The sequence below is a fragment of the Collinsella aerofaciens genome (genome assembly GCF_025289055.1).
In the GTDB taxonomy this organism is placed as follows: domain Bacteria; phylum Actinomycetota; class Coriobacteriia; order Coriobacteriales; family Coriobacteriaceae; genus Collinsella.
This window is the reverse complement of the sequence record NZ_JAESIQ010000011.1, coordinates 33612-47720: the sequence shown is the minus strand read 5'-3', so window position 1 is coordinate 47720 and position 14109 is coordinate 33612. Positions and strand designations below refer to the sequence as shown.

Below are 14109 nucleotides of genomic sequence, written 5' to 3'. Positions count from 1 at the left end.
GGTGTGCAGTCCGCCTCCGATGTTCTGATTCGATACGCCTATTGTAAAACATGTTGTTTAAACATGTACAGGCAAGATAAAAAAGTTGGTCGATTTTCGGCGAATGGTTACATGCCATGAAAAAGCCCCGACCTCACAACGTGAGATCGGGGCAAGAGCGGTATGTAGGTTTTGCTACTCGGCGTCGGCGAAGCCGTTGGGGTTGTGGCTCTGCCAGTTCCAGCTATCGCGGCACATGTCCGCGATGTCGTACTGGGCCTTCCAGCCCATCATGCGCTCGGCCTTGGAGGCATCGCACCAGTTGGCAGCGATGTCGCCGGCGCGGCGCTCGCGGATCACGTAGGGCAGCTCCTTGCCACAAGCCTTGGAGAAGGCGGCGACGACCTCGAGTACCGAGGTGCCGGTGCCGGTGCCCAAGTTAAAGATCTCGACGCCGGTCTTGCCGTTCATCCAGTTGAGGGCGGCCACGTGACCAGATGCCAGATCGCACACGTGGATGTAATCGCGCACGCCGGTGCCGTCGGGGGTGGGGTAGTCGTTGCCAAAGACCTGAACGGCCTCGAGCTTGCCCACGGCGACCTGGGCGACATAGGGCACCAGGTTGTTGGGGATGCCCTTGGGATCCTCGCCGATCAGGCCCGACGGATGGGCGCCGATGGGATTGAAATAACGGAGTAGCACGACGTCCCACTCGGGGTCGGCGGTGTGGACGTCCATAAGGATCTGCTCGATCATCCACTTGGTCCAACCATAGGGGTTGGTCGCGGGCTTCTTAGGATCCTCCTCGGTGACGGGCGGGTTGTCCGGGTCGCCGTAGACGGTCGAGGAGCTCGAGAAGATGATGGACTTGCAGCCATGGTTGCGCATGACGTCGATGAGCACCAGGGTGTTCTCGATGTTGTTGTGGTAGTACTCGACGGGCTTGCTCACCGACTCGCCGACGGCCTTAAAGCCGGCAAAGTGGATGACGCGGTCGATCTGATGGGTATCGAAGATCTTGTTCATCGCGTCGCGGTCGAGCACGTTGGCCTCGTAGAAGGTGAGGTTCTTGGCGGCCTCGTCGCCCACGATGGTCTTGACGCGGTCGACGGCGACGGAGCTGGAGTTGGAGAGATCATCGACGATGACGACCTGGTAGCCACCTTCGAGAAGCTGAACGACGGTGTGCGAGCCGATAAAGCCGGCGCCACCGGTAACGAGGACGCAGGTGTCTTTGGGGTCGAGTGCTTTGGACATGTAGTCTCCTATCGAATCAGGAACACTTCTTCAGGGGAGTATAGCGCAGGCAGGGACGCCCAAATCGTGCGCTGTGGGAAAAGCAGAGGATTGTGCTAACGTACTCATAGAAGAGCTTGCGTACGCATAACCTGATCTTTGGCATTTGCTTACGAGCCGCTGACCTTGTAGTTTCCTGCCGTTCGTGGAAATCGTTGGGACGCGCCATATGTACGCTAATATGTATGAGTTGAGCGACATATAAATAAACATGTAACGGAGTACATATGTCACCAAACAGCGATTCCATCCTTTCCCAGGAGCTCTCGCGCCGCACTGCCCTCAAGGCCCTGTTCGGCGCCGCTTCTGCGGCAGTTCTTTTTGGCCTGCCCGCTCGCGCCCATGCGGCGGAGGCTTCCAAAGAAACAACCGATAAACTGAATGCCGCCCAGGCCCAGCTCGACGAGGTTCAGGCCCAGCTCGACAGCATCGCAAATGAGTATGCGGCGCTGGCCAACAAGAATGCCCAGACCCTCAACGACATCGAGAATGTCCAGGGCAAGATTGACGACACGCAGGCCCAGATCGATGAAAAGAAGGCCGAGCTCAAGAAGAAGCGCAACGACCTTTCCGATCGCGTGGCCGCCAGCTACAAGTCCGGCGGCACGAACATCCTGTCGCTGCTGCTGGCCTCTGGCTCGTTTGAGGAACTCGTCGCCAACGCGCATTACGTTGAGAAGATCAACAAGAGCGACCGCGACGCCATCGAGGACATTCAGACCATCCAGGAAGAGCTCGATGCGCAAAAGACCGAGCTCGAGTCGCAGAAGGCCGACTTAGAGAAGCTCAAGGACCAGCAGACTGCCCAGATGCAGGACATGCAGGCCAAGCAGCAGGAAGTCCAGACGGTTCTGAACGGCCTCTCTGACGATGTCAAGGAGCTCATGGCTCAGCGTGATTCCGAGATTCTCGCTGCCGCCCAGGCCGAGGAGGCCGCTAGGAAGGCCGCCGCTGCCGCGGCCGCCGCGAACAAGAACAATTCCTACTCGGGTGGTTCGAGCTCGGGTGGCGGATCGTATGCGCCCGGAACTCCGCAGCAGAATGCCGGCTCGGGCAAGCAACAGGCCGTCGTCAACGCGTGCTACTCCACGCCTTCGCCGGGCCAGAACTGGTGCGCGGCGTGGGTCACCAATGTCTTCCGTAACGCCGGCGTTGGCTACTTTGGAGGCAATGCGTGCGACATGTTTAACGCCTGGTGCTATAGCTCCGACCGCTCGGCGCTGCAGGTGGGCATGATCGTGGCCGACTCATCGCATAGCGGCACGGGTGCTCCGGGTCTTATCTACGGTCATGTGGGTATCTACGTTGGCGGCGGTATCGTTATGAGCAACGAGGGTGCCATTACGTCTAAGTCGCTTGACTCGTTCATTGGGTTCTACGGCACTGGCTCTGGCGTGCGCTGGGGCTGGCTTGGCGGTATTGCGCTGTCGTAGCTGCGGTTTGAAGTAAGTTGGTCCGGGACCGCGGGCGAGGCATAAGGTTGCCTGCTCTACAGTCCTGCGCAAGACGAAGGCCACATTAAGTGGCCTTCTTTGCGTGCGGAACTCGCGACCAACCTTATGCCTCGCCCGCGGTCCCGGACCTTCCGGGTTCGGGGCGCGACACACCGGACTGGGTTATCTGAATAAATATGGTGAAGGCCCCTTTCGGGGCCTTCTTTGTTAAAGGAATTCGCCGACTCGGTGGACTTCGGGTTCTAGGTCTACGTTGAATTGGTCTTTGACGGTTGCCTGGATGTGGCGGATGAGTTCGTCGACATCGGCGGCGGTGGCGTGGTCGGCGTTGACGATGAAGCCGCAGTGCTTCTCGCTCACCTGCGCGCCGCCAACGGCGTGTCCTCGCAGGCCGGCATCCATGATGAGTTTGCCGGCAAAGTAACCCTCGGGGCGCTTGAAAGTGGAGCCGGCACTCGGCATGTCGAGCGGCTGCTTGTCCTCGCGGCGCTGGCGGTAGTCGTCCATGTCGGCCTTGATCATCGCGGCGTTGCCCGGAGCGAGATTGAAGGTGGCCGAAAGCACGATGAAGCCGTCGTCGGCAATGCGGCTCTTGCGATAGCCCAGGTTGAGCTCATCGACATCGAACTCAATGATATTGCCGCTGCCGCGGGTGCCGTCGTCGAGCTGGCGAGCGGGTTTGTAGACGCGCACGGACTCCAGCACATCGGCCATGCAGGCGCCATAGGCGCCGGCGTTCATGTAGCAGGCGCCGCCGACCGATCCGGGGATACCCGAGATGGGCTCCATGCCGGTGAGACCGGCCTCGGCTGCCGCCGCGGCGACATCGGAAAGCAAGGCGCCGGCTGCTGCCGTGACGTGTGTGCCGTTGACCGTAATGTCGGAGAGGCCCTCGCCAAGCGCCACGACGACGCCGCGGATGCCCTTGTCACCGACGAGCAAGTCGGAGCCGTTGCCCACGATGGTGAGGGGCAGATCGCAGCGATAGCAGGTATCGAGCGTGGCGACGAGGCCCTGCTCGGTATCGGGCGTGACAAAGACGTCGGCCGGGCCGCCGATTTTAAACGTGGTGTGCTCGCGCATGGGCTCGCTCATCAGCACGTTGTCCTCGCCGGCGACACCGGCGAGCGCGCAGAGCAGGTCCTCGTTAAAAAAATCGTTTTCGTGCATACGAATGTCCGCCTTTTGGTGGTCGTCGTCATCAATCGATTGCAATATACCCCACCCGGACGGATTTGGTGCGCTGGCGGCGATAAAACAGCCGTCTACCGGATTGGTAAAGTGTTTATCACCGAGGTAGAGGGGTAGTCGCTATACTTTCAAGAGATTGCGCGTAAACCCGGAAGGAGCGAGATGGCCAACAAAGTCACCCTCAAGCAGATCGCCCAGGAGGTGGGGCTTTCCCCCTCGTCGGTCTCGCTTGTGCTCAATAATCGGCCCTGTCGCATCTCGGAAGAAAACCGCAAGCTCATCAAAGAGGTCGCGGCGCGCAGCCACTATGTTCCCAACCAGATCGCGCGCAGCCTGGTCATGCGCGAGTCGCGCACCCTGGGCCTTATCGTCCCTAACATCGAGAGCCGCTTTTTTGCCTCGCTCGCCGGTAGCCTGGAAAAGCGCTGCCGCGAGGACGGCTATGCGCTCTTCATTACCAGCTCGGGCGGAAGCGCCGATGACGATCTGGAGCTGCTGCGCCAGCTGGTGACGCGCGGCGTTGATGGCGTCTTCCTGGTCGTAGGCGACGAGTTCTCCGACGACCGCGCCCTGCGCGAAGAAGTCAGCCATCTGCCTATCCCTGCCGTGATGGTCGACCGTGCCATTGAGGGGCTCGAGTGCGACAAGGTGATGTTCGACCACGAGATGGGTGGCTACATGGCCACTCGCTATCTGATCGAGCAGGGCCACCGTCGCATTGCCTGCTTGGTTAACGCGCGCCGTTCCAATACGGGGCGTAAGCGACTTGCCGGCTATGAGCGCGCGCTGCGCGAGGTTGGCCTGCCTATCGACGCACGTTTGGAGTTTGAGAGCGAGTACTACATTCCGAGTGCCTATGAGGCCTCGGAGGCGGTGCTCGCAACTGATGCCACCGCTGTGTTCGCAAGTTCGGATAACATCGCCCTCGGTCTGCTCAAGCGCTTGCACGAGATGGGGAAGAGCATCCCGGGCGATATCTCGGTGGTGAGCTATGACAACTCGGCGGCCGACGTTCTCTTTGAGCCGGCGCTGACCGCGATTGAGCAGGATCCTGGTGTCCTTGCGGAGCATGCTTTTGGCTGCATGTCCAAGCGTCTTGCCGGTAGGGGCGGCAGACGTGCCGAAGAGGTCGTCCTGGAGCCGGCGCTTATCGTTAAGGGCAGCGTGCTCGAGCTTACCGAATGTAGCTAAGCGTACTTGTTTGGTTGCATAGATTGCATGCGGAGTGTCCACTATTTGCCGGCGGGGCCGGGCTGCCTGCCTTGTTTTGAGAAGTTCGCGGAGCCCACTTCTCAAAACAAGGCAGGCAGCCCGGCCCTCGTCCGTTAACTCTTCCGCTGGGCGAGCCATAGACGCCGCGCACCGATAGGGTAAGGCAGCGGCTTGAAATTGGTGCTATATTCAGCTTGAGTTGTTTAACGCTAGTACGGGAGGCTGATATGGGGCTGTTCAAGAAGAAAAACCCGCAGGATGCCTTTGATCCCGATGTGTTTACCATCACGGATACGATTTTGGACCCGCCGCGGTTTACATTTTTGCCGGCTATCTACCAGGATGCCACGCGCCGCAAGTGGGCCGTGCATCAGCGTGGTGCAGAGCCTAAGATTTTTGACTATGCGGACGTGCTGCAGTGCGAGATTGTCGAGACCGGAAATCCCGAGGATGTGCCGGAGGTTAGCAAGCGCGAACTAGCTCAGCAGATTTTGATTAATCCAGCTCAGGCTACCAAAAACAACGCTGCCAAGCGTAATATGTGCCTTGGTATGGGTGTCATCGTTGCCGTGCAAACCGGCGAGGATGAGATTTCGAAGCTTGAGATTCCGGTGACCGCGGGCGAAGTCAAGCGAGACTCCGGCCTATATCGATCGTATCGGAACGTTGCGGAGCAGATCAAAGAAGCCTTCGACGCCATGGGGCGTCCGGAGCAATGATGCCCGCAGCATCAAGCGGTTGAGGAGCCTTGCCCATGTCGAGTGAACCATATGCGATTCCGCCCAAAGATCGCGCCTTTGAGGGCATTCTTTGGTATATCAAACATTATGACCTGCAGGGTGGTGACCGGCTGCCCGCCGAGCGTGTGCTCTGTGAAGAGCTGGGCGTGTCGCGCACGGCGTTGCGCGCTGCGATCACGCGTCTTATTTCGTGCGGAACTTTGGAAAGCCGCCGCGGTTCGGGCACCTATGTGTGTCCTCCCAAACCGCTGAATATCTTTCAGGAAACATGGAACTATACGCAGGCGGTGGAGAGGGTTGGCTCAAAGTCGACCGCACACCTGGTTTGGTCCAAGGTCGTGTACGCCGATATCGATCTGGCCCAAAAAGCCCAGATCGACCTGGGCATGCCGCTCTTCTGCATTCGGCGCGTGCGCGTGGTTAATGGTTCCCCGGCGTCGATTGAGACGGCTCACGTCAATCTGTCTTTGTGCCCCTCGCTTCCCGATCACGATTTTGAGCAGGAAAGCCTCTACGACGTTTTGCTCAAAGAGGGGAATGTCCATGTGGCGCACGGCAAGGAGCATATTTCCATCAGCCGTCTGAACGCCGACGAGGCCAAGTTGCTGGGTGCTCAGGAGGGCACGCCGGTGTTTTACAAGGCTTCGCACGAGCGTGACGAGAACGATGGCTTTGTCGAGTATTGCAAGTCCGTGATTCTGCCGACCAAGTATCGTTTTGCCGATAACGGCGAGGCAGACGGCGTTGCGACGAAGGTAGGTGTCGAATGGCTGATGCAGTAGAAGACTTGCCGGTTTACAAACAAATTCGCCGCTGCATTGCGGAGCGAATCGAGCGCGGCGACTACCCGACGGGCTCGATGATTCCGTCCGAAAACGAGCTGGCCGAGGAGTTTGGCACGACACGCCTGACAATCCGAAGCGCCATGGACGAGCTGGTCAAAAGTGGCCAGATTCGTCGCGTGCAGGGCAAAGGCGCCTTTGTGGGACACAAGTGGTTTGACGAGCACGAACGCAAGGGCGGCTTCCGCCAGTCGGTTCTGGCATCGGGCGCGACGCCGTCGGTGCGCATCCTGGCGCGCTCCAAACGCTACGCCGGCCCGTATTATGCCGACTTGTTTGGCATCGCCGAGGACGATCTGCTTTACTCGGTGCGCCGCCTCAACTGCATCGATGGTGAGCCCGTATCGATCGAGATGACACTGATTCCGTGCCTGCTGTTTCCGGGCATCGAAGACGTGGACATTTCGGTCTTCAGCCTGTTCGAGACCTACGATATGTTGGGACGCAAGCCAGATCAGTCGGTAGAGAAACTCGATATCGAGGCGCTGGGCGCACGCGATGCGAGTTTGCTCAATCTTGAGCCGGGCGATCTGGCGCTCGTGCTGGAAGGCCTGACCTATGACTCGAGTGGGCAGGCAATCGAGCATGCCAAGTCTTCTACCCGCGGCGACGCCGGCGGATATACCTACAACTATTAGCGTCTAGAGCGTCCCTGCGCATGGCGGGGGCGCTCGTTTTTACGGATATATGTCGCTTGACCGATGAGCGGCAAAAACTGACCGTCTACCGAGAGGGGAGGATGAAATCATAAAATCGGTATTAAAAACGGCTAACCTGTAATCGTTCACTGGTATTAAGAACCTTTGAATTGTTGAGCTTGGGGCCAAGATGTCCACAAGGTTAAGCGGTGCGACGGGGCGGCAAGCCCGTTCATTCCGTGCGACAATTCAAACTGCTCGTGAAAGGAGCGGGAATGAAGGAGACCGAGAAGATCGAGATCATGCACTTCGACCAGGAGGGCTACCTCGAGGACGGCAGGAACGTCTACGAGGCCGGCAAGAAGATGACCGCCCTGGCCGACCGCGTGCACGAGGAGGGCTACGACGCCGTCTTCCTGATGGGCGTCGGCGGCACCTGGGACGAGTTCATGCAGCTCGAGTACCTCATGAACAAGTTCGGCGACCGCGACCTCGAGGTCTACCTGATCCACGCCGCCGAGTGGAACGTCATGGGCCACAAGCGCATGACCGACAGGTCCGTCGTGCTGACCGCCTCCGAGTCCGGCACCACCCCCGAGGTGCTCGAGGCCGTCGGCAAGATGAGGGAGATGGGCGTGCGCGTCTTCGCCATGACCAACCCCGAGGGCAAGATCGGGCAGGCCGTGGGCGCCGAGAACTGCGTCATGATGGCCTCCGACCACGGCGCCGGCGGCTGCGAGAAGGGCTACTACCTCGCCGACTGCTTCGGCCTGCGCCTGCTCAACCGCCGCGGCTGCTTCCCCAAGTTCGACCTGTTCATCGAGCAGACGAAGGACGTCTGGAAGGACATGCTCGACATCCGCAAGCGCTTCGAGCCGCGCGCCGAGGAGCTCGCCAGGAAGTACGCGCTGGCCGACTACACCATGTTCATCGGCTCGGGCGCGCTATGGGGCGAGACCATCCTGTACTCCATGTGCCTGCTCGAGGAGATGCAGTGGAAGCGCATCCGCCACATCACCTCGCACGACTTCTTCCACGGCACGCTCGAGCTGCTCGAGCCCGGCGTCCCGGTGTTCCTGTTCATGGGAGAGGACGAGTGCCGCGCCCTCGACGAGCGCGTCCGCGCCTTCCTTACCAGCGGCGTGACCGGCGACGAGGACTACGTCATCATCGACACCGCCGAGTACGCGATCCCGGGCCTGGACGACGACTTCCGCGTCATCGTGTCGCCGTGGATCCTGTCCGTGCTGACCACCGACCGCCTCTCGCGCAACTACGAGCTGGTCACCAAGCACAACCTCAAGTACCGCCGCTACTACCACCAGTTCGACTACTAATTTCATTTGGGGGAAACCGCAATGAGGCAATACATCTTCGCCAGCCACGCGCATTTTGCGACCGGCATCAAGGAGAGCACCGAGCTGCTCTCGGGCGCGCGCGATAACGTCCACGACCTGTCGATGTTTGTCGACGGCCGCACCGACGTCGCCGAGGAGGCCGCCAAGCTCCTGGCGACCTTCGACCCCGCCGACGACGTAATCGTGTGCACCGACCTGTTTGGCGGCAGCGTCAACAACGAGTTCACCAAGATCGTCCAGACGCGCCCCAACACCTACCTGGTTGCCAACATGAATCTGCCGCTGCTGATCCAGCTGCTCTTTTCGGACCAGGAGGCTCCCGCCGATCAGGTTATCCGCGAGATCCTCGCGGCTGACGACACGCGCGTCAAGTTTGTCAACGACCTGCTGACCGATGCGGATGACGAGGAAGAGTTCTAGTCACCGCCTGCTATTAATGGGGCCGGGTTTCCGGCATGAGACCTTTGGGGGTCAATCATGATTCAACTGCTTCGCGTCGACCATCGTCTGCTTCATGGCCAGGTGGCCGTCTCTTGGGTCCAGGGCTTGGGCTCTGACTGCATCTTCTGCGTTGGCGACAAGGTTGCCAACGATCCCGTCTGGAAGACTACGCTCAAGATGGGAAAGCCGGCCAACGTCAAGCTCGTCATCAAGGACATGGAGCACGCCATCGAGGCCATCAACTCCGGTGTTACCGATAAGTACAAGATGATCATCTGCGTCGCCAGCATCGCCGAGGCCAAGCAGCTTGTCGACGGCTGCCCGCAGATCACCTCCATCAACCTGGGCAACACCAAGTCCAAGGACGAGCGGCGTCCCGATGCCCGTAAGATCTCCCGCCAGATCTTTGTGACTGCTGCCGAGGAAGAGGACATTCGTGAGCTCGTCGGCCGCGGTGTCGAGGTCGAGATTCGCGCTCTGGCCGACGACCCCAAGGTCGATGCCCTAAGCGCCCTCTAATTGAGAACCACGGGCGGCGCGCACGGCGCCGCCCCTATTCGTGGGCGTACCGGATAAACGCTTTACCCGTTACCCCCATCTACCGTTCACCGGGAGTACACGCCCGTTGAGCGATTGGTATTAAATAGTTTTCTCATGACTATATAATTGGTATCAAATCATTTGCACCGGTTTAGGTGTTAACAGCACACCGGTACAAGCTGGATCTGTCTAGGCGATTGTCGGCATGGAAAAGGGCGCGCTGACAAGTCGGGAATCGCCGCGCGGATCCAAGAGGGATCAAAGGGAGGAACAATGCTTGTTCAAGCGATCCTCATCGGACTTATCGCTGCCTTCGGTAAGCTCGATTATCAGCTCGGTACGCTCTATGCGTTCCGCCCGATCGTTCTGTGCCCGCTCGTCGGCATAGTCCTCGGGGACCTGCAGTCCGGCCTCGCCATCGGTGCGAGCCTCGAGCTGCTCTTCATGGGTTCAATCTCCATCGGCGCTTACGTGCCGCCCGATGAGTGTATTGGCGGTGTGCTCGCCTGCGCCTTCGCTATTCAGCTGGGTCAGAGCACCGAGGCCGCTATCGCGCTCGCGATGCCCATCGCCACTCTGTGCCTGGCCATTAAGAACGTCGTCAACGCCGGTATGCCCCTTCTGGTCGACCGTGCCGACGTCTTTGCCAGCAAGGGTAACCTCAAGGGTATCTACGCTATGCACTGGATTATCGGTCTCGTGATTGTCGTCCTGGCCTTTATCCTGTGCTCGGTCTCCTTCTATCTGGGTGCCGACGCCGTTCAGGGCCTGCTCGACTTCATCCCGACGTTCGTCCTCGATGGCTTTGGCGTCGCAGCCAACATCCTGCCTGCCATGGGCTTCGCCATGCTCGGCCGTCTGGTGCTTACCAAGCAGCTCGTGCCGTTCTACTTCCTGGGCTTCCTGCTGTGCTCCTATGCCAACGTGCCCGTCCTCGGCGTCGCCCTGATCGCAATCATCATCGGCATCGACAAGTACGACCTGCTGGGCCTTGGTGGCGCCCAGTCCCAGCTTTCTGTGGAAGGGGATGAGGACGATGACTTCTAATTCCGAGAACCAGATTACTCGCTCCGACCTCATTAAGAGCGCCGTGAACACCGGCGCCCTGGGCATGGAATTCTCCTGGACCTACTACAAGCAGATGAACATTGCCTTCTGCCTGATGGTCGCCAACATGCTCAAGAAGATCTATGCCGGCCGTCCCGATGATTACGCCGAGGCCTTGCACCGTCACAGCGCATTCTTCAACATCACCCCGCAGCTCGCTCCCTTCGTGGGTGGCATCGCGATGGCCATGGAAGAAAAGGTCGCTCGTGGCGAGGTTGAGCCCGAGAGCGTCAACGACATCAAGGCCGCCCTCATGGGTCCGCTTTCCGGCCTGGGTGACTCCTTCTTCCTGTCCACCCTGCGCGTCGTCGCCGCCGCCGTGGGCATCAGCCTGTGCCAGGCCGGCAACGTCTTTGGCCCCATCGCCTTCCTGCTCGTCTACAACATCCCGGCGTTCCTGATTCGTATCTTTGGCGCTATCAAGGGTTATGAGCTAGGCATTGGCTTCCTCGACGAGGCTCAGAAGACCGGCCTGATGCAAAAGATCATGGCCTGCGTCGGCATTGTCGGCGTCATGGTCGTCGGCGCCATGAGCAAGGACATGTTCTGGGCTTCGTTGCCCATCGCCATTGGTCAGGGCGACTCCGCCCAGACTCTCCAGGACATCCTGGACGGCATCATGCCCGGTATGCTCGGTATGGCCGCCTTCTGGCTCTACTACTGGCTGCTCTCCAAGAAGATCAACCCGATGGTCCTGATCCTCTGCACCATGGTCGTGGGCATCATCAGCGCTTACTTTGGCGTGCTTGCCTAATATGTTCGAATCGCGCTTCCATCGCGTCTAACGGTTGCGTCGATCTTTGGGGGCTTGTCGCATCTGCGGCGGCCCCCTGTTTTTTAAAACTCCGTACGAAAGGGGAGGGCTATGGTCGTACCCGAGCTTTCGCTCATGAACATCAACCATCGTTACTACAGCATCGAGACGTTTTTTAAGGCTGCAGGTGAGGCCGGCTATCGCAATATCGAGCTGTGGACCGGCTCGATGCACCTGTATGTGGATTGCCATGAGCACGATTCGGTGGATAAGATTCGCGATCTTGCCGCCCAATACGGTATCAAGATCGTGTGCGTGTGCCCCGAGCAGAACAACCCCAAGCCGTGGAACGTCGCGGTGCGCGGTGAGGCGGGCCAAAAACGCATCCTCTCGTACTTTAAGAATGTGATCGACGTTGCCGTTGAGTTGGGCGTGCCGCAGATTCTGGTGACGAGTGGTTGGGCCTATCTGGACGAGCCGGCTGAGGACGCCTGGGCCCGCAGCGTTGCCATGCTGCGCTCGGTGTGCGCCTACGCCGATACGCGCGGTATTCGCGTCGCGCTCGAGGCCCTGCAGCCGTCGGAGTCCGTGTTGGTCAACACCGCACAGGATGTCGCGCGCATCCTCGAGGCGGTCGATCGTCCCAACCTGAAGGCCTGTATCGACTTTGGCGCCATGGAAGTTGCCGGCGACACGATCGACGGCTACTTTGAGGTTTTGGGCGACAAGATCGTTCACACCCACTTTGTAGATGTGGGCGGCGGCACGACGCATCTTGCCTGGGGCGACGGCGAGCGTGATATGCGTGCCGACCTCGAGGCACTCATGCGCCACGGCTATACGGGCTATGTCTCGGCCGAGACGTGTGATGGCCGCTACTATCAGGATCCGTCCAAGGCGACGACTCAGGTTATCGAGATGTATCGCCGTGTGACAGCGGAGATGGAAGCCGAATAACTAAACTGCGCGGTTGCGCCGGAAACGCTTGGGCGGGTCTGGCGCAACGCTTTTATAGCTGGCGAGTTGTGGGGAACCCGTTGGCAGTAGCGCTCGAAATAGACAACTATTGGCGTTGTAATACCACTCGGGCGAGGAAACCGACCGTTCGCCGCAAATCTCCGTGAGTTTGGATTGGTATTAAATAACAAGCAATCGTATGGCTATAATTGGTATCAGCAAGAAGCGCGATGTATAGAATTGCGCACATGTGATGGGAGGACACACATGAAGGAGACCGAGAAGATCGAGATCATGCACTTCGACCAGGAGGGCTACCTCGAGGACGGCAGGAACGTCTACGAGGCCGGCAAGAAGATGACCGCCCTGGCCGACCGCGTGCACGAGGAGGGCTACGACGCCGTCTTCCTGATGGGCGTCGGCGGCACCTGGGACGAGTTCATGCAGCTCGAGTACCTCATGAACAAGTTCGGCGACCGCGACCTCGAGGTCTACCTGATCCACGCCGCCGAGTGGAACGTCATGGGCCACAAGCGCATGACCGACAGGTCCGTCGTGCTGACCGCCTCCGAGTCCGGCACCACCCCCGAGGTGCTCGAGGCCGTCGGCAAGATGAGGGAGATGGGCGTGCGCGTCTTCGCCATGACCAACCCCGAGGGCAAGATCGGGCAGGCCGTGGGCGCCGAGAACTGCGTCATGATGGCCTCCGACCACGGCGCCGGCGGCTGCGAGAAGGGCTACTACCTCGCCGACTGCTTCGGCCTGCGCCTGCTCAACCGCCGCGGCTGCTTCCCCAAGTTCGACCTGTTCATCGAGCAGACGAAGGACGTCTGGAAGGACATGCTCGACATCCGCAAGCGCTTCGAGCCGCGCGCCGAGGAGCTCGCCAGGAAGTACGCGCTGGCCGACTACACCATGTTCATCGGCTCGGGCGCGCTGTGGGGCGAGACCATCCTGTACTCCATGTGCCTGCTCGAGGAGATGCAGTGGAAGCGCATCCGCCACATCACCTCGCACGACTTCTTCCACGGCACGCTCGAGCTGCTCGAGCCCGGCGTCCCGGTGTTCCTGTTCATGGGAGAGGACGAGTGCCGCGCCCTCGACGAGCGCGTCCGCGCCTTCCTTACCAGCGGCGTGACCGGCGACGAGGACTACGTCATCATCGACACCGCCGAGTACGCGATCCCGGGCCTGGACGACGACTTCCGCGTCATCGTGTCGCCGTGGATCCTGTCCGTGCTGACCACCGACCGCCTCTCGCGCAACTACGAGCTGGTCACCAAGCACAACCTCAAGTACCGCCGCTACTACCACCAGTTCGACTACTAAGAGCTGGCCGCAGGGCCGATATCTTGGCTGGTTGATATCTCGACCCTACACAAGGGCGTCCGCATTCGCGCGGGCGCCCTTTTTGCGTTGCCGTCGGCGCAGGGTGTCCTCGGCGGAAATCTCATCCCGGAATTTCGGCTCAGAGTGGGATGCGGTTTCCGGATGCGTCCCATTCTGAAGCCCCGAAACGGGACGCGCTTTCCGCTTGGGGTCCGATCCGGAAAGCTCATCCCGTTCCGAGCATCAAATCCGGGACATGCTTTCCGCGCTC

At 59.9% G+C, this 14109-nt stretch carries 14 protein-coding genes; 12 read left to right on the top strand and 2 right to left on the bottom strand.

Going from position 1 to position 14109, the window contains the following annotated elements:
- Nucleotides 1–174: 174 nt before the first annotated feature.
- A complete protein-coding gene (galE, locus tag JMJ97_RS04690; protein WP_260699336.1) occupies nucleotides 175–1236 on the bottom strand; it encodes a UDP-glucose 4-epimerase GalE in 1062 nt (353 codons plus the stop codon).
- 266 nt (nucleotides 1237–1502) lie between these two features.
- Between galE and JMJ97_RS04685 the strand changes: the two genes are divergently transcribed.
- Nucleotides 1503–2708, top strand: a complete 1206-nt coding sequence (locus JMJ97_RS04685; RefSeq protein WP_260699335.1) for a coiled-coil domain-containing protein — start codon at nucleotides 1503–1505, stop codon at nucleotides 2706–2708.
- A 228-nt stretch (nucleotides 2709–2936) separates the two neighbouring features.
- Here the strand turns inward: JMJ97_RS04685 and murB are convergent, their stop codons facing one another.
- Nucleotides 2937–3899 carry a UDP-N-acetylmuramate dehydrogenase gene (gene murB / locus JMJ97_RS04680; protein WP_260699334.1) on the bottom strand — a complete coding sequence of 321 codons (963 nt, stop codon included), beginning with the start codon at nucleotides 3897–3899 and terminating at the stop codon, nucleotides 2937–2939.
- 183 nt (nucleotides 3900–4082) lie between these two features.
- Between murB and JMJ97_RS04675 the strand changes: the two genes are divergently transcribed.
- From JMJ97_RS04675 to JMJ97_RS04625, 11 genes are all read left to right on the top strand, one after another.
- Nucleotides 4083–5111, top strand: coding sequence for a LacI family DNA-binding transcriptional regulator (locus JMJ97_RS04675; RefSeq protein WP_195544796.1), 1029 nt, complete (start codon nucleotides 4083–4085; stop codon nucleotides 5109–5111).
- Nucleotides 5112–5359: 248 nt separating this feature from the next.
- Nucleotides 5360–5851 (top strand): hypothetical protein, encoded by a 492-nt coding sequence (locus JMJ97_RS04670; protein WP_260699333.1) that lies wholly within the window; start codon nucleotides 5360–5362, stop codon nucleotides 5849–5851.
- Between the two features lie 35 nt (nucleotides 5852–5886).
- Nucleotides 5887–6654: a GntR family transcriptional regulator gene (locus JMJ97_RS04665; RefSeq protein ID WP_260699332.1), complete on the top strand. Its 768-nt coding sequence runs from the start codon at nucleotides 5887–5889 to the stop codon at nucleotides 6652–6654.
- On the top strand, nucleotides 6639–7352 hold the full coding sequence (locus JMJ97_RS04660; RefSeq protein WP_260699331.1) for a GntR family transcriptional regulator: 714 nt from the start codon (nucleotides 6639–6641) through the stop codon (nucleotides 7350–7352). Before JMJ97_RS04665 ends, JMJ97_RS04660 begins: the two co-directional genes overlap by 16 nt.
- 275 nt (nucleotides 7353–7627) lie before the next feature.
- Entirely contained in the window at nucleotides 7628–8689 is a 1062-nt protein-coding gene (locus JMJ97_RS04655) for an SIS domain-containing protein (RefSeq protein WP_161144580.1), read from the top strand.
- A 21-nt stretch (nucleotides 8690–8710) separates the two neighbouring features.
- Entirely contained in the window at nucleotides 8711–9130 is a 420-nt protein-coding gene (locus JMJ97_RS04650) for a PTS sugar transporter subunit IIA (protein ID WP_006235880.1), read from the top strand.
- A gap of 57 nt (nucleotides 9131–9187) precedes the next feature.
- Nucleotides 9188–9670, top strand: a complete 483-nt coding sequence (locus JMJ97_RS04645; protein ID WP_195624849.1) for a PTS sugar transporter subunit IIB — start codon at nucleotides 9188–9190, stop codon at nucleotides 9668–9670.
- Between the two features lie 294 nt (nucleotides 9671–9964).
- The gene (locus tag JMJ97_RS04640; RefSeq protein WP_006235882.1) at nucleotides 9965–10738 is read left to right on the top strand and encodes a PTS mannose/fructose/sorbose/N-acetylgalactosamine transporter subunit IIC; all 774 of its coding nucleotides are present in this window, start codon (nucleotides 9965–9967) and stop codon (nucleotides 10736–10738) included.
- The gene (locus JMJ97_RS04635; RefSeq protein ID WP_260699330.1) at nucleotides 10719–11552 is read left to right on the top strand and encodes a PTS system mannose/fructose/sorbose family transporter subunit IID; all 834 of its coding nucleotides are present in this window, start codon (nucleotides 10719–10721) and stop codon (nucleotides 11550–11552) included. Before JMJ97_RS04640 ends, JMJ97_RS04635 begins: the two co-directional genes overlap by 20 nt.
- A gap of 111 nt (nucleotides 11553–11663) precedes the next feature.
- Nucleotides 11664–12509 (top strand): sugar phosphate isomerase/epimerase family protein, encoded by an 846-nt coding sequence (locus JMJ97_RS04630; protein WP_006235884.1) that lies wholly within the window; start codon nucleotides 11664–11666, stop codon nucleotides 12507–12509.
- A gap of 267 nt (nucleotides 12510–12776) precedes the next feature.
- Nucleotides 12777–13838: an SIS domain-containing protein gene (locus JMJ97_RS04625; protein ID WP_161144580.1), complete on the top strand. Its 1062-nt coding sequence runs from the start codon at nucleotides 12777–12779 to the stop codon at nucleotides 13836–13838.
- Nucleotides 13839–14109 lie beyond the last annotated feature (271 nt).